Here is a 16063-nt window from a genome sequence, read left to right as displayed (position 1 = left end):
GGTCCGGTTCGGTCCTTGACCTTGCCGGATCAATTACTTAGGCTCTGCCGCTGTTGTGTCGATTTTATGTTTGAGCTGATGGGACGGTCGCATGGGGGGAAAGACACTTACGCGCGCCGACCTTGCCGAAGCCGTTTACCGCAAGGTAGGTTTGTCGCGCACTGAATCGGCGGAACTCGTCGAGGCGGTGCTGGACGAGATCTGCGAGGCGATCGTCCGTGGCGAGACGGTGAAACTGTCGTCTTTCGCGACGTTCCACGTCCGCTCCAAGAACGAGCGCATCGGGCGCAATCCCAAGACCGGCGAAGAGGTGCCGATCCTGCCGCGCCGGGTGATGACCTTCAAGTCGTCGAACGTGCTGAAGAACCGCATCTTGCGCTCCCACCAGAGCGGCAAGGCGAAGGGCGGCAAGTAGGCTCGCTGCAAATGCACGGTTGAAAACAGGCCTTGCGATGATGCCGGGCTTGAATATTGCCTCACAAATCGCTGAAATGAGACCCGATTCGGCAACATGGCCGGATTGGTGTTCCGCGTGATCGTTACGCGCAGCCGGAATGAGCTCCCCTCCTGTCGAGGGAATCTCGTTCGAACGCCGGTTCCCATGTCCCGGGATCATGCTCCAGTGTGAGGATTTCGCCCATGGACAAGAGCCCTGACGCCTTTCGCACCATCAGTGAGGTCGCCGAAGACCTCGATCTGCCGCAGCACGTGCTGCGCTTCTGGGAAACGCGTTTCAACCAGATCAAGCCGATGAAACGCGGCGGCGGCCGCCGCTACTACCGGCCGCAGGATGTAGAACTGATCAAGGGCATTCGCCATATGCTCTACGACCAGGGCTACACCATTAAGGGCGTGCAGAAGCTGTTGCGCGAAAACGGCAACCATTTCCTGGTTGCCATCGGCAATGGCGATATGGCCGCCGTCGAGGCGATCTCGCAACGAAAGCAGGCCGACCAGGTGCCGTTGACGGCGGCAGCGCAGCCGCGCGGCGGAGATGACGAACTGGTTGGCCAGCCGAGGGTCAAGCCCAGCCGCCGTTTCTTCGGTCTTGGCAAGAGCGACGAGGAAGGCCCGGTCCAGCCGGACGCTTCGAAACTGTCGCGGGACAATCGCGCGCTGTTGCAGGAAGCGTTGTTCGACCTCCTCGAATGCAAGCGCCTCCTCGACCAAGTGCGCTGACGGGCAACCGGCCGGCGCCTGAAGAACGGGAACCCGCCTTTGGGTGATGCGTTACGTTTTCTTGAGCAAGACAAGGCTTGAGCAGACAAGGAAACGCATCATGGCATTATTCTCGACCCTCTCGGACGTCGATCTCGACAGGCGGGTCGCTGCACTCTCCAGGGAATTGGCGGCCCTGAAGAAGGCTGCGTCCAGGCGGGGCGGCGCCTATTACGAAGACGGTCGCGACGCGGCGCTTGACACGTATTCCGACCTTGCGGAACGTCTGCACGATGCGTTGCCGGCGATCCGCGAGCGGGGCAGGGCGATCGAGAAATCCGCCCGCGAGCATCCGGCGGCGGCCGCAGCGATCGGCTTTGTGGTGCTTGGTCTGGTCGCCAGTCTGCTGTTCAGCCGGCGCTGACCTTTATTTTATTCCTCGGTTCCGCTGGATCGGTGCGCGGGAGATTCATGTTGCCCGAAAGTGCACCCGGTTTAGGACAGCGGCGCCTGTGGGTGCCACGAAAAAAGGGCCATAGCCCCAGCTTGTCGGTCTGCAGCACGAACAGGGGTTTTTTCGTCAGAGCAGGCGCTCGTTGTAGCGCTGCGAGATCGCGCTGATACGGCGCGTATCCGGAGGAAACCAGGAGAAGACCGGCTTCGAACAAGAAGCCAAAGCCGGTCTTCTCATTGGCAGTCGGTTAAGCTCAGGCCTTCTTGCCCATAACCTTGTGGTGGTGGTGATGATGGTAGTGGTGGCTGCGATGGTGCTTGCGATGATGACGATGATGCTTGTGCATCGGCGCCGCATCAGCGCTGGTCGCGCCGAGGATTGGCATGGTGAATGCAAGTGCAACTGCAAGCCCGAGGGCCGAGAGGAGGGACTTCTTCATGGATATCTTCCTTTTTTCGCAGGCAATCTGAATCAGGCCAACAGCCTGTTCGCCGCGAGCGGGATTACGCTCCCGATTTTTTTCGTCAGTATTTCCCGAATATAGAATTTTGTTTCTGGAATGTGTCTGGCGGCGCAGCCTGTGGGCTCCGCCGACAGGCTGAGCCCACAGCGCCGATGAGCGGGAGAAATTTCGGTACGGGGCCGCAGACGCAACCGGCTTACATGGGCGGGACCACGCCATTGTTGCCGACCACGACGCGGTTGGCACTCAGCGTGCCGTCGGCGCCGCGCGTCGCGGTGACCACGACGGGCGCGCCGGGCTTGAGATCGCCCGGCGTGGCCGGCGCGAAGGTGACGACCGGCGTCTTGTCGGGGATTGAGATCTTCTTTGTCTGGCCGTTGTCATAGGTCAGCGTCACCGCGCGGCCATTCACGTCGGTCACGTCGGCGACGGTGCCGTTGGTCATGCGGCTGTTGGGCTTGAGGTCCCAGGCGCGGTCGCCTTCGCCCGTGCCTTTCAAGGCTGCGGGAAACACCACGACCTCGAGCGCGCCGCTGCCGCCATCGGCCTTCGACACGGATGCTATGCCGAGGAAATCGCCGAGCTTGATGTCCTTTACCGACGCGCCCGCGACGCCCGATATCTTCCATCCGGCAGCGAGCTTGATCTTATCCATGCCACCCTGGCGGTTTTTCACCGTCAGCTGGGATTGGTCGGAACTGGCCACGACGCCGCGCACCCGCACCGTGTCTGCCGCCGGCGCGCTGGTTGCAGCAAGGCCAAGGCTGGAAAGCGTGCCGAGCACGATCATGATTGTCCGCAATTTCATCGCATCGATCCTTTCAGGAAAATGACAGCCGCGCCGGCAACGTCTTGGGTTTCGCGCCGGCGCAATTGAACCAACGAACGGGGTCGTAAAAATCATCGAGGGACGAGGTGATCAGGTGTTCAAAAGAACTTGATCGAGAGCGGTTGCGAGCGGCGTCCGCCAGGCATGGTTCACGATGCTGTGACGGCCAGTTTGTGACTTGGCAAATCACCCGCAAGCGGGCATGTTCTCGCCGTCTCAGGCAACACCATTTTCATCAAACTCTTTCAGCCAACGGAGTTGCCAATGCCATACAGTGCAAAGCGCGAACCCCTCCCGGAACTGGTTGCCAGCGAAGCCGGGCAAGGCCATAGCGCCCTCAGAACGATTCGGGAAACCAGGGGATACAGTGTCGAGGAGCTTTCCCTGACAACCGGTCTGTCGGTCGACGAAATCGAGGATATCGAGAACGGCAGGACGGCCGATCCGTCGCAACTGCGCCGTATTGCGTCGGCGCTTCGGCTTCCTCAGGAGGCGCTGCTCGGCACGGCCGTGCAGGCGCGGGCCGCGCAAGACCGCCCCGCGCTGTAGCGCCAGTGCCATGCATGTTCGAAAACCCGCCGGGGACCTTGGCGGGTTTTCTGTTTGCCGTGACTGAAGGCTTCGGCACGTGTTTATGGACGCGCCGGCCTAGCTTGCTGCTTCGACATTTCGATCCGCGGGGTTTCGATGAGCTTGGAATCCGTTCGTGCCTTCTTTGCCAGCAAGGCGCCTGACATCGACGTGATCGTGACTGACGCGAGTTCGGCAACCGTAGCATTGGCTGCGCAGGCGCACGGCGTGTTGCCGGCGCAGATCGCAAAGACGATCTGCCTTCGCGTCGGCGAACGCACCATGCTGATCGTGACCAGCGGCACCGCCAGGCTGGACAATCGCAAGTTCAAGGATCGGTTCGGCAGCAAGCCGCGCATGCTGGAGGCCGCTGAGGTTATCGAGGCAACCAGCCATCCGGTCGGCGGTGTCTGCCCGTTCGGCCTGCCGGCGCCGCTGCCGGTCTATTGCGACGTGTCGCTGCGCGGTTTCGAAGAGGTGGTGCCCGCCGCCGGCGCCACCAACGCGGCGGTGCGCATCGCACCGCAACGCATGGCTGATCTCACCGGCGCCGAATGGGTCGATGTGTGCCAGGGGTAGATGGCGATCGATGAGACGGACTTTGGGGGTAAGTCCTTGTTTAAAATGGTCGGAGTGGCCGGATTCGAACCGACGACCCCTTGACCCCCAGTCAAGTGCGCTACCGGGCTGCGCTACACTCCGGACCGCGCAAAGCCCTATATTCTCAGGCGTTGCGGTGCAAGAGCAAAAAAGCGCGATGAGAACAGAAGCCGATCAATCTGGGCAGATATCGGGGGAACCCGACGAAAAGTCCCACGGGAAGTCCCACGGACGTTCGCGAGTCGTTCTGTGGATAACTAGCGGGGCCAAACCGCCTAGGCTAGGCGGACGGTCAGGCGATCGGTCACCGCGGCGGCTCCTCTCGCCAGACAGGAACGCGCTGGATCTTGAGAGCAACAAGGCGCCGGATCCGAAGCCCGACGGCCTCTCTGCCCGTCGGCGCGAACGCCTCGACATCGAGCCGGCCGTGGCTTGGATCATTTTCGCACTTCATTCTTTCCATCAGGGAATCGACATCGACGTCCCCGAATATCTGGATGAGATCCGAGGGGTAGTAGCAGTGGGTCCGCTTGCAGTAGCGACAGCGGATGCGCACCAGACGCATGCCGTCGTTCAAATTTGACAGCGGATAGTCTCGTCTTTTGGGCGCGTAGGTCTCTGGCATACCCAGAAATGAGGAACGTATTCCTGACTCGTCAAGAGGGGGCTTGACTCAAATGTTCTCATTTCGTTCACTATCGGCAGGATAGCCACAGGAGGATGACATGGACCTCGTTCTGTCAGTTCCGGGCGCATCGCCCGAGGAAATTTCGCGAGGCCTAGCGGCAGCAGAGGAAGCCCTGGCGCGCGCTGGCTTCACTGCCGAGGAAGCAGCTTACGGTGCCTTTACCGTTGAAGGTTGGGACATCAACGGTCCGCCCGAAGATGGTCCTGACCATTCGGCATCCCGCGCCGCAAGTGCTTGGGCGCAAGCTCATGCTGCAGCATTGGAGGCCTGTTGTGACGGCTGGCCGGAGAACCGCAAGCCCATCTCGGTCAGCCTGGAGTTGCTGACCGATGCGGAGACGCAACTCGCCGATCGTTCGGCAGCGCTGGCGATGCTTCGCGAACATCTCGAGCAAGATGGCAAGGACACGTTGAACGGGGAGGACGCTGTTTTGGCTTGGCGGGTTGCTGCCGAGGTCGTTGGCCAGCTTTCAATGCGCGACCTTATTGGCGACCTGTCTATGGCCTTCACCGTCCTAGCCCTTGCGCATCGTCGCCCGGATGAACCGATCGAGCCGAAGCGCCGGGCTGTGCGCGACGCAATCAATGCGCTGGAGGCAGCTACCGAGAAGCCGTCGTTACACTGATGCCTAAACGCAATCGCGTCACGCCGGCGCCATCGGTCATCGACCGGGATTGGCCGTACCAGGTCGCCTTGCCGGATGACATCTGCACGGATCGGAACCTGACCATGATCACGCGGTTCTGCCAGGACATCGGCGTCAAGCCTCAGATAAGGCGGGTGCAGGCGATATGGCCGAGCGGCAAATATGAGGACTATCGCATCCACTGCTTCGCCGACCCCGCCGCGGCGAAGGCCTTCCTTGACCATTTTGGCGGCGACGTGTTCGATCCCAAACGCGATCGAGAGGGTGGGAAGATCCGGGGTGTCTGGCGCCGCACGGGCGAATACAAGCGCATCCTCGACCTTGGGCCTTTGAGCGTTCCCGAGATTCTGCGCAACTAGGGGCAAGACATGTGCAATCTCTACAATCTCACGACCAGCCAGGAGGCCATACGCCAGTGGACGAGCGCGCTGCGCGACGTCCTCGGCAACCTGGAACCGTCGCTCGACATCTACCCGAACAGGCCGGGCCCGGTGGTTCGGAACGCTCAAGATGGGCAGCGGGAGGTCGCTAACCTTCTCTGGGGCATGCCGACGCCTGCCGAGCGCGTGAAAGGCGCCGCCGACTACGGCACCACGAACATTCGCAATCCACAGTATGGACACTGGCAGCAATATGTCGGGATCGAGCATCGCTGCGTGGTTCCTGTAACCAGCTTTGCCGAGCCGTCCCCAACGCCCGGCGACAAAGACCCCGAAACCGGTATCCAGCGGAATTACTGGTTCGCGCTGAACGAGGAGCGTCCCTTGTTCTTCTTCGCAGGCCTCTGGACGCCTTGGCATGGCGTGCGCAAGGTCAAGGATGGCCCGGGAGACTTCGAGCTCTACGGCTTCATGACAACCGCGCCCAACGCGCTGATCAAGCCGATCCACGAGAAGGCCATGCCGGTGATCCTGACCAGCCAGGAAGAGATCGAGACCTGGCTTACCGCGCCCTGGTCGGAGGCGAAGAAGTTGCAGCGCCCCGCGCCTGACGATGCCCTCGTGATCGTCGACAAGCCAGCGACCCAGATCAAGTTTCCGCAACAGGCGCCGCAGCAGGGCTCATTGTTCTAAGCAGTGGAGGTTCCGCTCATGGCAGACCGCATCATTACACTCGACAGCCGTCAGGAAGCAGCCTTGCAAGCCGTAGCCGACAAGTTCGTTGCCCAGCACAAGGGCGATACGATGAAGGCTCTGAAGGAAATGATCGTGCTGAACGGCCGCCTTCAGGATCAGCTCGACGCGCTCGAGGCTTCTCCTCTCGGCAAGCGCTTCGGATGAGCGACGAACCGGCCAGAGTTGCTGATGGCATGACCGCGGTACCCCGCGAGCGGGTACGAATTGAGAACCACGTCTGCGAACATGCCGGGTGCGGCCTGCGGGCGCCGTTCGGCTTTGCTCGGCCGCGACGAGAGCCACACTGGTTCTGTCTGGCGCATCGAGCTGATGGCGATCATTACCTTTAGGGGCGGCAATGTCCGATCAAGTTCTGCCTAACCAGAAGAAACCAAAACTGATTGTTGTCGTCGCGTTCGATCGTGGCGAAGACGGTGAGTTGTTCACCGCATACGGCCCAACAGATCAGCAGAGTGAAGAGCGCGCCATTCGAACGGCCAAGGCGCTTGCCGCACAACATGCCGGTGTCATAGCCTGGAGCCGAGATGCAGACCCGGCGGTGGGTGACTACGGCCCGCCGAATGTGCTTTTCACCAGCGGCGAAGTGCCGGACATGGAATGAACGATGATCAATCCGCCCAAGCGCCAGGAAGACTATTCGGACCGATCGATCGATTGCCAAGAGGCTATGGAGCCGGAATTTCAAGCCATCGTAGATTGCATGCTCGAGGTGGGATGGACACGAGGCGAAATCATGCAATCACTGCGACGGCTCATCGCGGCCGACAATATGACCCAGAAGGAGAACGCCAAGACGGAGGCACAGTTGGCAATAGCGCGCGCCATGATCCGTGCCGGCAAGTCGATTTAGCTTTTCTCGACGCCGGCCTCGTCGATCTCTGCTTCCATCTGATCACTGATCGGCTTCGGCCCGCCGTTCAGAGGGGTCCCGTCATAGCCCTGTAGCCAGGCGTCGGCGTGCTCCTGCCAATAGGCCGGCACCGCGCGCTCCTTGCCGTCCTTTTGAGCCTGGGCACCATACATCCAGGCGTAAGTGACGCGCTCCTGGTCTTTCTTGGCTACCGCCATCATTTACTCTCCCTGTAGTCCAGCAGCTTCGCATGCCGCAGCTTTTCCTCACCCTTGAGGAATTTCACCCGGCCGACAAGACCAGGCTTAAGCCATTCGGCCTTTTCCTTCTTGAGGCCCTTTGGCACCGGCCCGCCGACCTTGCCCTGCACGCGATCCCACAGGCGCTGGCGCTTGTCGGCCTTGAAGGTGACGAAGGCACCGCCTTTGTAGTGGCCCTTGTCGGCCATCAGCACCATGGCCGGCTTCCCGGTCTCTCGCTGCACGCCGATGATGTCCATCTCCTTTTCGTCGAAGCATTTGATCTTGCGCCAGTTCATCGTCGGCCCACTGCGGTAGGCGCTGGTTTTTCGCTTCGAGACGATCCCTTCGATGTTCGCCTCGCAGGCAAGGTGATAGGCGGCATCGCCGGTTCCCGGCAGCGCCTCGCTGAACTGGATGCGGCCCCCGGCCGGGATCATCGCATGCAGGATCTCGCGGCGGTCTTCCACCGGCATATCTCGCAGGTCGTGGCCGTTGAGATAGAGCAGATCGAAGGCGACGAGGTAGAGGTCGCGCGAGGGGGTGCGCTTGCTGACGGCAGCCTGCAAGGCATGGAAGTCCGACAGGCCGGCCTCGTTGGTCATGATGGCTTCACCCTCGATGATGAAGGTATCGGCCTCGATCGCCGCGGCCTCTTCGGCGAGGACCTTGTAGCGCCCCGTCCAGTCGTGCCCTCGCCTGGTGAGCAGGCGGATGCCGCCGGCGTCCTTGATGACCTGTGTGCGGTAGCCGTCGAATTTGACCTCGTGCAGCCAGTCGTCGCCCTCGGGCGGGGTGTCGACAAGCTCCGGCTCCATTGGCGGGATGAACTTCAGCCGCTCTCCGGCGTTACGCATGCACTTGTTACTCCAACCGCGACACAAGGCGCGCGGGGCGTTTTGGTTGCATTTTAGCGAAATTGAATGTGGGAAAAATGAATATCGAAGTGGACGATTGCCGGTTGGCGCTGACGATGATCCGGCGAACGATCGAGGAACACTGCCCGCCGGGCGTGCTGCCAAGCGAAGAGACGGTCAACGGCCTCTTTGGTCCCGATTTGCTGGGCGAGGCCGAGGCGATCTCAGCGGCAATCGTGGCGACGGTAGAGAGATTGCAATTGCAAGCGACCATGAAGCCGCCGGCGCCGAATATCAAGGCATAGCCTGAACGCAAAAACAGCCCGTCTCGAAGCCATTGCCGTGGAGCGAGACGGGCTGCGGAAGCCTGGGGAGTTGTCATCGCTGCGAAGCTTCCGACGCTCAAAACCTAGCACACAGCCGGTTTGTTCCGCGCTAAAACGCAAAAAGCCCGCCCCGGCGTGAGCCGAGACGGGCGATCATATTGCTGGCGTCGGGAAAATGGTCGGGCGCTACGGCGGCTTGCTCCTGGCGCGCTCCTCCGCCACAGCCTGGAGCGTGGCGGTAAGCGCCGCAACGGCGTTTGAGAGGCCGACAATGCTATCCTGCACCCGGTCCAGCCTGGTCAGCGTCCCGTTCTGGAAACGCTCGTTGGCGGCCATGTCCTGCACCTGCTTTGTCTCGACCGCGATCAGCCGGTCATTCACTTTGGCGGCGACATCGTTGGCCTTGTCGGCCGCAACGTTCGCCTGATTGGCCGTCTTGGTGACGGCGTCTATACGCCCGTCCAGCCATTGCGATCCGAAAAAGACGATGAGACCGAGCGTCGGCATCGCGAGCGCCATCGATACGCGCGCTATTGCAAGAAGAAGGACGTTGTCTGCAATCTTCTCCGAAGTGTTCGGCATCTGGTTATCCTCGCTCAACGTTCCCAAGCCCCTTGATGCACTGTTGTCGTTATTTCCAGCAGCCGCGGCGCTGGCCGTTGCGGTCGTTGCCCAGCACGCGCTCGTAACCAGGCCGGTCGGCGCCGATCAGCGCCACCGTGCCGGCCGGGCTAAGGCTTGCTTTGAGGAACCCCGCGCAGCTGGTCGCAGGCGTCGACTGGCATGCCGCTCCCGCGCAGGCCAGAAACGCAAAGATCATAGTCAGACATACCAGCGAGCTTCGCATTGTCGCCCTTCCTTTCGAGTTCGGCTTTGACATCCGCCGCCGCGACTTCCGCGACGCGGCGGCTATAACCCTGGGAATCGCCCTTCCAGTGCCCGACCAGGTAGCTTGCGGGCACCGCGGCAATGAGCGCGCCGAGCGCGATCAGCTTCCAGTTCTTCAGTGCAACGGTGAGGAGCTCGAGCATCAGCAACTCTCCCAGACGCCATCGGTGAGATAGCCATGCCAATGCGGCCCGCCATTCGTCGTGAGAGCCACCGATTCCCTGACGGTCGGTTTGTCGCGGGAGCCGTTCCAGAACGTCCAAGCGCCAGCGCCAGCCAACTTCACCGCGCCGATGTCGCCGCATCCGCAAGGACATTGGAAGTGGAAGCCCGATGGCGAGTGGCCCTCGGCGTCATAGAACTTGATGCTGCCGGCAGGGCCGTCGATGATGGTGTCGACCAGTTGGGCGACAACCGGCTGCGTCCTTACCTCGCTCATCGCCGCGCCCCCGTCTGGAACGCCTCGACGCCCTTCTGCTCGCCATGACGCGCGACCAGCACCAGGGCGCCGGCAATGCCGGCAACGCCGGCGAGCCACACCCAGCCAGGCACGTCGCTGGCGATCGAGGTCAGCGGGTCGATGTATTCCTTGGCGGCCGGAATGTTGTCGAGCGTCGGCTTGACCAGCGCCCCGATCGCCGCCGGAATGCCGAAGATGTAGCCTCCTACCTTGGACAGCCAGTTGGCCTTCACTTCCGGCACCTTGTCGCGCACCACGTCAGCCGGAGCGTTGCTGCGCTCCGGCGCGATCTGGCGCGGCTTCGCCTTCTGGAGGGCCAGCAGCAGCTCGTCATCAATGACGTCGGCGGCCGGCAAGCCGTTTTCGGCGCGGAAGGCGCGAATGGCGGTGGCGGTCATGGTGCCGACCTTGCCGTCAACGCTGCCGACCTCGGTATAGCCGAGACCTTTTAGCTGCAGCTGCACGCGCTCGATCGTGTCCTTGTCGGCAGAGGCAGCCGTGTCGATCGTCGCCGAAAGGGCTGCAACTGCCGGACCAACCGCAGCCGAAGGCGCAAACGGCGTGTCCCTGATCTTCTGCCATTTGGCGAAGGCGGCGGCCATCTTCGTATCGTAGAGGTTCTGCTTGTAGCCCGGCCCGTTCCAGGTGCGGGCGATAACCGGCCAGCGGTGCGCGCGCAGATCGTCGTCGACCTTCCAGGCGACGAGCAGCCGCACCGTCGCCTCGAGGTGATTGGCTTCCGACGCCATGAAGGCCGTCACCAGCGCCTGCGGCGAGGTGTAGCCGGCGTCGCGGTGGTTTTCACCGAGGATCTGGGTCAGGCCCCAGGATGCCGCCATCAGCGCTGTCGCCTCGTCGACCGCCATCGCCTTGACCAGGCGCGGATAGCTGTCCTTCGGATATGGCTTCATGCCCCATTTTGGGTAAGCAAGGCCGGCCTTCACCGCGGCGTCGCGCTTCGCGCCCTTGCCAAGCAGCCGATAGAAGACGTGCGGCTCGAACAGCATCTTGGGCCGGCCGGCGCCGTCGAAGCCGGATCCGGCCGCCTCGACATCCATGAACGCGTGCAGCTCGTCCTCGCCCACGCCGATCTCGGCGCCGATGCGCGGAATGTCGATGTCTTTCAGGCGCACGGCCGCGCCCTTGAACAAGGTGTCCATGGGGTTTCCTTTCGGGATGATGATTGGCTATTGTCGGCCCCGGGAGGGCCAGGGGGATGAAATACGACGAACCCCGAGGGGATTGGGTATCGCTGCCGAAACCGTGGCTGGAGCTACGGCAGGTCATGCGCGAAGACGTCGCCGCGTCAGCCGGCGAAATCCACACCTATGACGGCGGGCGTCTGATGCTGGTCGACGGCCTATGGGAAGTGCTGACGAGCGGCGATTACAACGACGCCGCCGTCGTTCTCAACGCGCTGCGCAGGCCGAACTGAAGGCTGGATAGCGATGGAAACTCAACTGGAAGTCTGGAGCGGCCGGCTGCTGAAACTATGGCAGGAATGGGCGCCCGCCACGGGCGTCGTTACCGCCATCCTGGTCTGCCTGGTCTGGACGGCCTACCTGCCGATCGTGGGATTGAGACACCTATTGGGGTACTGAAGCGCGCAAGCCAAATTAAGCAGCAGCAGGAAGAGCACTGGCGGGAACCGGCTCGATGTCTGGCAACTGCGAAACGATCGGCAGGCGCAAATGCGCGGCCAGGCGCTTGCCGAGATTATGGCTGGGCGTCTCAACAACTACATGGAGCACCCACGCCAATCCGGTTGCGCCGGCCGTGATGATGATCAGGCTCAGCCACGCCTTTACGCCAAGATCGATCAAGACCCGCAGGCCGGCATAGCCGGCGACGCCATGAATCACATAGAGCGGATAGCTGATGTCGGCGAAGAAATTGCCGATACGGGTCCGTTGGAAAAGTTGCGGGAAGCTGGCGGCAAAGGCGAAAACCAACACAGCGAAACCATAGGTCCACGCCATCGAAGCAAGGCCGGGCATCGCCTGCCCGAGCAGGATCGAGAACCCGAAGAACAAACTTGCATTGAGAAATAATGCCCGTTCGGCGGTGAGCGCACCAACGTGCAGATAGTGGAAAACAACGCCGATGAACATGAAGATTAGGAATGGAATGGGCAGGATCGCGGTCTGCCCGAAGCCACTGCTGATCATGTAGAACTCACACGCCGCAAGCGCCGCTGGGATCGCAAACACCCAGATCGAGCCACGCCGAAACAGCGCAATGCCAAGAGCGCAGACCAGATAGAATTTGATCTCGATCTCTAGCGTCCAGACGATCCCGTCGATGCTCGGCATCCCGAAGAACTCACGAAGCCCTGGCAGATACAGAATGGCGATTCCGCTGATGCTGAACGGCCATTGAACACCGAAATATCGCCCGACCAGCCAGATCGAAAGAATGGTTATCGAAAACCCGGCCATGTAGAGCGGGATGATTCGAAAAAGGCGCCCGACGAGAAATCCCTGCCAGGTCATGTTGCGAAGCGAAAAGGGGATGACGAAGCCACTCACCAGAAAGAAGACTGATACGCCGAATGCACCCCAATTGAACTGTGGAATTGTCTCATGAAGCCAGCGCAGGTACATCGGAAATGCAAAGTGCTCCGGCAGCACTGGCGCGTGGGCCAGGCTTGCGACAGCTTCGCGCAACGTCCAGAAATTGTAGGTATAATGCGCTATTAGGACACAGACGGCCGCAATGCCTCGCAACGTGTTTGCGAAGTCGACCCGCGATGTAGTCTGGTCCATGATAGCCTCATTGCCGTAAACACTGCTTGCTAAGCTTGGAACATCTTTCGCCAGTGATCCAGCATTTTCAGCGCGAGCGCATTTTTCTGGGTGACGGGTTTCTGCGGGCCGCTTGCAGCCGCAACGGCGACATCGGCGGCAAAGTCGAATGCAGCGGAAATGGCCTGTTTTCCATCTTGCCGCTTTTTCAGCTCGCTCAGCAGGCCGGTCATGACTAGCTGAATGGCCATCAATTCCGCCTGCATACTGACCATCTGCTGATGGTGCGCGGCTAGCGCTGCCTTGATCTCGTCGTTCTCGGGCGCTTTGTCGCTGCCCTTCATGTTGCCTCGACAGACCGCATCAGGTCCAAATACTCGTCGGCCACCTTCGACCAGGTTCGAGCTGAGAGGATTTCAAATAGCGGGCGCTGCGCCTGAAAAAGTGCTTCCCTGTTGTCCAGACCCCACAATATCTTGCTCAGCATATCCTTCCGATTGCGCGGGTCAAAGGTCATGAGATCGAGCAGCTTCTCGTCAAGGATGACTTCGCTCACCGCTGGTATCCGGCTCATGACGGAGGGTGTACCCACCGAGTAAGCCTCAGAGAACGTGAACGGGAAGCCACCTTCGAACATGGTTGGAGTCACCGACAATGCAGCTAGCCGATACAGCGCTGCCAGCACGGGGTTTGGCACCGAAGGAAGCGAGATGACGTCCCGCTGCAACCCACGATCCGCAATGAAGTCTCTGATGCGCTCATTCCCAGCGATTTTGGCAGTGAGTACAAGTTTGATAGGGCGATAGTGCTCCCGAAGGATTTTCTCATACGCGGCGACCAGACCCTCAATGTTTTTGTGAGGCCTCACCTGCGAGGAATAGAACAGGAAGGGCACATCGTCGAACCGAAAACCGTCCAAATATTCTGGCAGGACGTTCTTTTTTTCATCTAGGTAGCCGTGAAGCACATCGAGAGCTCCTTCTTTGCTCCCCTTGTCCCCCTCAATGTCGCGCGTATCGATGATTCCATGGCGTATTACTGATACCCTGTCGGCTGGGATGCCTTGTTGTTCTACGATGTGATGCTGCTTCACGTAGTCGCTATAGCTGATCAGATGATCGGCCGCCGCCAAGCTCGCAGTAATTCGCTCAAGGGAACCCTCAAAGTCCTCCCCGGTGTACTGAGCTGGGTGCTCGTAGAAGACAATATCGGGCGCCGCCATAACCACCCTGCCGTCAAGCGCAGCAACCTCGGGCCAAAACATCGAGGGCACATACCAGACATCGATGCCTTTGCGACGATTCAGTTTGCGTATCAATCGCGATAGCTCCGCCTCGCGGACACGGTCGACGATGCCCATGGCCACTATCGCTCTCTTCTTTGTCGCCCGATATTTCCGCAATAATCGGTAGGCGAGCGGATGGCGCATGACGCGCCCACTGCCTCGCTTTGCCAGAAAAACCGCCGCCAAAGACAAGGCGACGACAATGCCAGGTACAGCGAATGCGATAGCCAAAGCTGCCAGAAGAAAAGCGCCCAGGACGAACAAGACAGTTGATGTCGTGGAGAGCCACGATACCACTAGATAAAGCGATTTCTTCAAGAGGCGCTTAAGTCGAAACCGCCGCGGCCGTGGTTTATCAGGTGACGCTCGGAGGTACGCCCATAACCGCCAGATCTTAACAATGTAGGGCTCGCTCGCGGTGGTGACGATGTCAACGCTCTTGCGGTCGATCCCTGCGTCTTCCAGCAACGCGATGATCTCGCCCTTCAACCAAGACGGACCCGCGATCGTGACTGAAATGCCTTTCGACTGAACCGCACCTTTCACAATGAAGGCAATTAGCCTTGATATCCCTTCATGTGGAGCGAGTTGCTTGGGAGTGAAGCCAAGGAAAACACCAAGCCTTTTCACGCGAAAATCCTGTGAAGTATGTCCCAATATTCGGAGGCGTAGTTTTGCCAGGAATGCCTTGCAAGAGACTCTCGGCTCGGGAGACTCTGCCTGATTTCATCGGCCTTGCTCTCCATATATTTTAGAGCGTTCGCCATAGCCTGTACTGAAGACGCATTGAAAAACTCCATTGGGATAGCAAACCTCTCGCCGATGTATCGCATCTGCGGATAGCCGCTTGCTAGAGACGGGCAACCACACCATGCAGCCTCGGCAACGACAAACGTTCCATTATCGATCAGCGTTGGGTGCCACAGGAATGCGGCTCCAGACAGCGTAGCCGCATAACGGTCGTCGGATAGCTCCCCGAGGAATTGCACATGTTTTCTGATGACCTGCGAATCTGCGATTTTGGTTCGGAGATCTCTGACATAGTCTATAGCCATCACCTGGGGATTGACGCCAAATTTAGGGTCAAGCCATCGGCTGTTCGGACCTAGGATTTTGACATCCAGAGCACCTTCCAGTTCCTCGTAGTAGCGGACCAGCGCGTCAAATGCTCTGACATGGTTTTTGTGCTGCGCTGGATTGGTCGGCCAAACAATGTACGGCCGTTTTGGTTCCTGGGCGGAGTGCACAACCGACATCCAAGTCGGGTCGAAATCCATCGGCGCCAGATGCACCTTCGAAGCCGGAACGCCAGCATATGTAATGGCATCCTGCATTGTTTGGGGAGTTGTGGCGATCACTGCGGTGGCAAGGCGAGCGGCTTGAAGAAACGAATGATCAATCTTCCCCCACCCCGACTTCGGAAAAATGCCTGGAAAATAACGCTGTATGTAGTCGGTCGCGAACACGAGGTAAGGCTTCACAGGCGCCAGCGGCAGCGCCAGACGATCTGAAACGACAAACCAGCAATCGGAATCGCAGAAATTGTCGATACCGTCTTCTGGAAGTTGGTATTGATCGAACTCTAAAACGGCGCTTTCATTCTGATTGCGCTTAATTGCTTCCGCTTCTTTTCGCGGGATTGTTCGCCACGAGAACTCTCGAACCTCAATGCCGTCGTCTGCGAGATCGGCGAACGCAGCGTCTAGGTCATATTCTCCCGCCAGCACCGCCACTCTGACGCGGCACGGCGTCCCGGCATGTTGGCTGCCTTTGCTGATCATGCGCGCAATGGTTTTGGTGACACGCAGAGAGCCGCCCCGATACGGGATCGGCAGAAAGATCGTGATGTGCTTGAGCAATGTCTGCCGTC

27 protein-coding genes and 1 tRNA gene are annotated in these 16063 nt (G+C 60.2%); 14 read left to right on the top strand and 14 right to left on the bottom strand.

Annotation, left to right across the window (positions count from 1 at the left end; translation table 11 throughout):
* The first annotated feature begins 91 nt into the window (after positions 1-91).
* The 3 genes from FJ979_RS21855 (at position 92) to FJ979_RS21845 (ending at position 1582) form a co-directional block, all read left to right on the top strand.
* Complete coding sequence (locus FJ979_RS21855) at positions 92-415, top strand: integration host factor subunit alpha (RefSeq protein WP_140494007.1); 324 nt, start codon at positions 92-94, stop codon at positions 413-415.
* Positions 416-639: 224 nt separating this feature from the next.
* Positions 640-1179, top strand: coding sequence for a MerR family transcriptional regulator (locus FJ979_RS21850; RefSeq protein WP_140494005.1), 540 nt, complete (start codon positions 640-642; stop codon positions 1177-1179).
* Positions 1180-1279: 100 nt separating this feature from the next.
* The gene (locus FJ979_RS21845; protein ID WP_140494003.1) at positions 1280-1582 is read left to right on the top strand and encodes a hypothetical protein; all 303 of its coding nucleotides are present in this window, start codon (positions 1280-1282) and stop codon (positions 1580-1582) included.
* Between the two features lie 283 nt (positions 1583-1865).
* Here FJ979_RS21845 and FJ979_RS21840 read toward each other — a convergent pair whose 3' ends face one another.
* On the bottom strand, positions 1866-2051 hold the full coding sequence (locus tag FJ979_RS21840; RefSeq protein ID WP_140494001.1) for a hypothetical protein: 186 nt from the start codon (positions 2049-2051) through the stop codon (positions 1866-1868).
* 220 nt (positions 2052-2271) lie between these two features.
* Positions 2272-2883: a hypothetical protein gene (locus FJ979_RS21835; protein WP_140583720.1), complete on the bottom strand. Its 612-nt coding sequence runs from the start codon at positions 2881-2883 to the stop codon at positions 2272-2274.
* A 285-nt stretch (positions 2884-3168) separates the two neighbouring features.
* Between FJ979_RS21835 and FJ979_RS21830 the strand changes: the two genes are divergently transcribed.
* Positions 3169-3453 carry a helix-turn-helix transcriptional regulator gene (locus FJ979_RS21830; protein ID WP_140493999.1) on the top strand — a complete coding sequence of 95 codons (285 nt, stop codon included), beginning with the start codon at positions 3169-3171 and terminating at the stop codon, positions 3451-3453.
* A gap of 138 nt (positions 3454-3591) precedes the next feature.
* Positions 3592-4053: a YbaK/EbsC family protein gene (locus FJ979_RS21825; RefSeq protein WP_140515717.1), complete on the top strand. Its 462-nt coding sequence runs from the start codon at positions 3592-3594 to the stop codon at positions 4051-4053.
* Between the two features lie 46 nt (positions 4054-4099).
* Here the strand turns inward: FJ979_RS21825 and FJ979_RS21820 are convergent.
* Both FJ979_RS21820 and FJ979_RS21815 read right to left on the bottom strand, forming a co-directional pair.
* A tRNA-Pro gene (locus tag FJ979_RS21820) sits at positions 4100-4176 on the bottom strand.
* A gap of 202 nt (positions 4177-4378) precedes the next feature.
* Complete coding sequence (locus tag FJ979_RS21815; RefSeq protein ID WP_140583718.1) at positions 4379-4639, bottom strand: hypothetical protein; 261 nt, start codon at positions 4637-4639, stop codon at positions 4379-4381.
* 160 nt (positions 4640-4799) lie between these two features.
* On the opposite strand from FJ979_RS21815, the gene FJ979_RS21810 reads away from it, so the two are divergent.
* From FJ979_RS21810 to FJ979_RS21780, 6 genes are all read left to right on the top strand, one after another.
* Positions 4800-5387, top strand: coding sequence for a hypothetical protein (locus FJ979_RS21810; protein ID WP_140583716.1), 588 nt, complete (start codon positions 4800-4802; stop codon positions 5385-5387).
* On the top strand, positions 5387-5767 hold the full coding sequence (locus FJ979_RS21805) for a hypothetical protein (protein ID WP_140583714.1): 381 nt from the start codon (positions 5387-5389) through the stop codon (positions 5765-5767). Before FJ979_RS21810 ends, FJ979_RS21805 begins: the two co-directional genes overlap by 1 nt.
* A 9-nt stretch (positions 5768-5776) precedes the next feature.
* Positions 5777-6481 carry an SOS response-associated peptidase gene (locus tag FJ979_RS21800; RefSeq protein WP_140583713.1) on the top strand — a complete coding sequence of 235 codons (705 nt, stop codon included), beginning with the start codon at positions 5777-5779 and terminating at the stop codon, positions 6479-6481.
* Between the two features lie 18 nt (positions 6482-6499).
* Entirely contained in the window at positions 6500-6688 is a 189-nt protein-coding gene (locus FJ979_RS32655; RefSeq protein WP_181175116.1) for a hypothetical protein, read from the top strand.
* A 193-nt stretch (positions 6689-6881) separates the two neighbouring features.
* Entirely contained in the window at positions 6882-7145 is a 264-nt protein-coding gene (locus FJ979_RS21785) for a hypothetical protein (protein WP_140583709.1), read from the top strand.
* A 3-nt stretch (positions 7146-7148) separates the two neighbouring features.
* The gene (locus FJ979_RS21780) at positions 7149-7394 is read left to right on the top strand and encodes a hypothetical protein (RefSeq protein WP_140583707.1); all 246 of its coding nucleotides are present in this window, start codon (positions 7149-7151) and stop codon (positions 7392-7394) included.
* On the opposite strand, the gene FJ979_RS21775 is transcribed toward FJ979_RS21780, so the two are convergent.
* Both FJ979_RS21775 and FJ979_RS21770 read right to left on the bottom strand, forming a co-directional pair.
* Positions 7391-7612 carry a hypothetical protein gene (locus tag FJ979_RS21775; protein ID WP_140583823.1) on the bottom strand — a complete coding sequence of 74 codons (222 nt, stop codon included), beginning with the start codon at positions 7610-7612 and terminating at the stop codon, positions 7391-7393. The genes FJ979_RS21780 and FJ979_RS21775 overlap by 4 nt on opposite strands.
* A complete protein-coding gene (locus FJ979_RS21770) occupies positions 7612-8490 on the bottom strand; it encodes an ATP-dependent DNA ligase (protein ID WP_140583705.1) in 879 nt (292 codons plus the stop codon). Before FJ979_RS21770 ends, FJ979_RS21775 begins: the two co-directional genes overlap by 1 nt.
* A 77-nt stretch (positions 8491-8567) precedes the next feature.
* On the opposite strand from FJ979_RS21770, the gene FJ979_RS21765 reads away from it, so the two are divergent.
* Positions 8568-8795 (top strand): hypothetical protein, encoded by a 228-nt coding sequence (locus FJ979_RS21765; protein WP_140583704.1) that lies wholly within the window; start codon positions 8568-8570, stop codon positions 8793-8795.
* Between the two features lie 207 nt (positions 8796-9002).
* On the opposite strand, the gene FJ979_RS21760 is transcribed toward FJ979_RS21765, so the two are convergent.
* The 4 genes from FJ979_RS21760 to FJ979_RS32650 form a co-directional block, all read right to left on the bottom strand.
* Positions 9003-9398 (bottom strand): hypothetical protein, encoded by a 396-nt coding sequence (locus FJ979_RS21760; RefSeq protein ID WP_140583702.1) that lies wholly within the window; start codon positions 9396-9398, stop codon positions 9003-9005.
* A gap of 149 nt (positions 9399-9547) precedes the next feature.
* On the bottom strand, positions 9548-9847 hold the full coding sequence (locus tag FJ979_RS21755; RefSeq protein ID WP_140583700.1) for a hypothetical protein: 300 nt from the start codon (positions 9845-9847) through the stop codon (positions 9548-9550).
* The gene (locus FJ979_RS21750; RefSeq protein WP_140583699.1) at positions 9847-10143 is read right to left on the bottom strand and encodes a DUF6527 family protein; all 297 of its coding nucleotides are present in this window, start codon (positions 10141-10143) and stop codon (positions 9847-9849) included. Before FJ979_RS21750 ends, FJ979_RS21755 begins: the two co-directional genes overlap by 1 nt.
* A complete protein-coding gene (locus FJ979_RS32650; protein WP_181181811.1) occupies positions 10140-11324 on the bottom strand; it encodes an N-acetylmuramidase domain-containing protein in 1185 nt (394 codons plus the stop codon). The genes FJ979_RS21750 and FJ979_RS32650 overlap by 4 nt, the downstream gene beginning before the upstream one ends.
* A gap of 56 nt (positions 11325-11380) precedes the next feature.
* On the opposite strand from FJ979_RS32650, the gene FJ979_RS21740 reads away from it, so the two are divergent.
* Positions 11381-11599, top strand: coding sequence for a hypothetical protein (locus tag FJ979_RS21740; protein WP_140583697.1), 219 nt, complete (start codon positions 11381-11383; stop codon positions 11597-11599).
* A gap of 13 nt (positions 11600-11612) precedes the next feature.
* Complete coding sequence (locus FJ979_RS32645) at positions 11613-11765, top strand: hypothetical protein (RefSeq protein ID WP_181181810.1); 153 nt, start codon at positions 11613-11615, stop codon at positions 11763-11765.
* A 15-nt stretch (positions 11766-11780) separates the two neighbouring features.
* Here the strand turns inward: FJ979_RS32645 and FJ979_RS21735 are convergent, their stop codons facing one another.
* From FJ979_RS21735 to FJ979_RS21720, 4 genes are read right to left on the bottom strand one after another with little or no spacing between them, the layout of a single operon-like run.
* Positions 11781-12929: an acyltransferase gene (locus FJ979_RS21735; protein WP_140583696.1), complete on the bottom strand. Its 1149-nt coding sequence runs from the start codon at positions 12927-12929 to the stop codon at positions 11781-11783.
* 29 nt (positions 12930-12958) lie between these two features.
* Positions 12959-13252: a hypothetical protein gene (locus tag FJ979_RS21730; RefSeq protein ID WP_140583694.1), complete on the bottom strand. Its 294-nt coding sequence runs from the start codon at positions 13250-13252 to the stop codon at positions 12959-12961.
* Positions 13249-14823: a glycosyltransferase gene (locus FJ979_RS21725; RefSeq protein WP_140583693.1), complete on the bottom strand. Its 1575-nt coding sequence runs from the start codon at positions 14821-14823 to the stop codon at positions 13249-13251. Before FJ979_RS21725 ends, FJ979_RS21730 begins: the two co-directional genes overlap by 4 nt.
* Positions 14820-16052, bottom strand: coding sequence for a glycosyltransferase family 4 protein (locus tag FJ979_RS21720; RefSeq protein WP_140583691.1), 1233 nt, complete (start codon positions 16050-16052; stop codon positions 14820-14822). Before FJ979_RS21720 ends, FJ979_RS21725 begins: the two co-directional genes overlap by 4 nt.
* Between the last annotated feature and the right edge of the window lie 11 nt (positions 16053-16063).

It is taken from the genome of Mesorhizobium sp. B1-1-6 (assembly GCF_006443035.1).
Taxonomy (GTDB): Bacteria; Pseudomonadota; Alphaproteobacteria; order Rhizobiales; family Rhizobiaceae; genus Mesorhizobium.
Note: the sequence above shows the minus strand (reverse complement) of the source record. Positions and strands in the feature narration are given on the sequence as shown.

Coding starts and splice junctions, on each gene's coding strand:
- FJ979_RS21780 (WP_140583707.1), top strand. CDS start 7,149: ATGATCAATCCGCCCAAGCGCCAGGAAGACTATTCGGACCGATCGATC.
- FJ979_RS21770 (WP_140583705.1), bottom strand. CDS start 8,490: ATGCGTAACGCCGGAGAGCGGCTGAAGTTCATCCCGCCAATGGAGCCG.
- FJ979_RS21835 (WP_140583720.1), bottom strand. CDS start 2,883: ATGAAATTGCGGACAATCATGATCGTGCTCGGCACGCTTTCCAGCCTT.
- FJ979_RS21800 (WP_140583713.1), top strand. CDS start 5,777: ATGTGCAATCTCTACAATCTCACGACCAGCCAGGAGGCCATACGCCAG.
- FJ979_RS21830 (WP_140493999.1), top strand. CDS start 3,169: ATGCCATACAGTGCAAAGCGCGAACCCCTCCCGGAACTGGTTGCCAGC.
- FJ979_RS21765 (WP_140583704.1), top strand. CDS start 8,568: ATGAATATCGAAGTGGACGATTGCCGGTTGGCGCTGACGATGATCCGG.
- FJ979_RS21855 (WP_140494007.1), top strand. CDS start 92: ATGGGGGGAAAGACACTTACGCGCGCCGACCTTGCCGAAGCCGTTTAC.
- FJ979_RS21785 (WP_140583709.1), top strand. CDS start 6,882: ATGTCCGATCAAGTTCTGCCTAACCAGAAGAAACCAAAACTGATTGTT.
- FJ979_RS21825 (WP_140515717.1), top strand. CDS start 3,592: ATGAGCTTGGAATCCGTTCGTGCCTTCTTTGCCAGCAAGGCGCCTGAC.
- FJ979_RS21850 (WP_140494005.1), top strand. CDS start 640: ATGGACAAGAGCCCTGACGCCTTTCGCACCATCAGTGAGGTCGCCGAA.
- FJ979_RS21840 (WP_140494001.1), bottom strand. CDS start 2,051: ATGAAGAAGTCCCTCCTCTCGGCCCTCGGGCTTGCAGTTGCACTTGCA.
- FJ979_RS32655 (WP_181175116.1), top strand. CDS start 6,500: ATGGCAGACCGCATCATTACACTCGACAGCCGTCAGGAAGCAGCCTTG.
- FJ979_RS32650 (WP_181181811.1), bottom strand. CDS start 11,324: ATGGACACCTTGTTCAAGGGCGCGGCCGTGCGCCTGAAAGACATCGAC.
- FJ979_RS21815 (WP_140583718.1), bottom strand. CDS start 4,639: ATGCGTCTGGTGCGCATCCGCTGTCGCTACTGCAAGCGGACCCACTGC.
- FJ979_RS21750 (WP_140583699.1), bottom strand. CDS start 10,143: ATGAGCGAGGTAAGGACGCAGCCGGTTGTCGCCCAACTGGTCGACACC.
- FJ979_RS32645 (WP_181181810.1), top strand. CDS start 11,613: ATGGAAACTCAACTGGAAGTCTGGAGCGGCCGGCTGCTGAAACTATGG.
- FJ979_RS21810 (WP_140583716.1), top strand. CDS start 4,800: ATGGACCTCGTTCTGTCAGTTCCGGGCGCATCGCCCGAGGAAATTTCG.
- FJ979_RS21805 (WP_140583714.1), top strand. CDS start 5,387: ATGCCTAAACGCAATCGCGTCACGCCGGCGCCATCGGTCATCGACCGG.
- FJ979_RS21730 (WP_140583694.1), bottom strand. CDS start 13,252: ATGAAGGGCAGCGACAAAGCGCCCGAGAACGACGAGATCAAGGCAGCG.
- FJ979_RS21775 (WP_140583823.1), bottom strand. CDS start 7,612: ATGGCGGTAGCCAAGAAAGACCAGGAGCGCGTCACTTACGCCTGGATG.
- FJ979_RS21735 (WP_140583696.1), bottom strand. CDS start 12,929: ATGGACCAGACTACATCGCGGGTCGACTTCGCAAACACGTTGCGAGGC.
- FJ979_RS21760 (WP_140583702.1), bottom strand. CDS start 9,398: ATGCCGAACACTTCGGAGAAGATTGCAGACAACGTCCTTCTTCTTGCA.
- FJ979_RS21845 (WP_140494003.1), top strand. CDS start 1,280: ATGGCATTATTCTCGACCCTCTCGGACGTCGATCTCGACAGGCGGGTC.
- FJ979_RS21740 (WP_140583697.1), top strand. CDS start 11,381: ATGAAATACGACGAACCCCGAGGGGATTGGGTATCGCTGCCGAAACCG.
- FJ979_RS21755 (WP_140583700.1), bottom strand. CDS start 9,847: ATGCTCGAGCTCCTCACCGTTGCACTGAAGAACTGGAAGCTGATCGCG.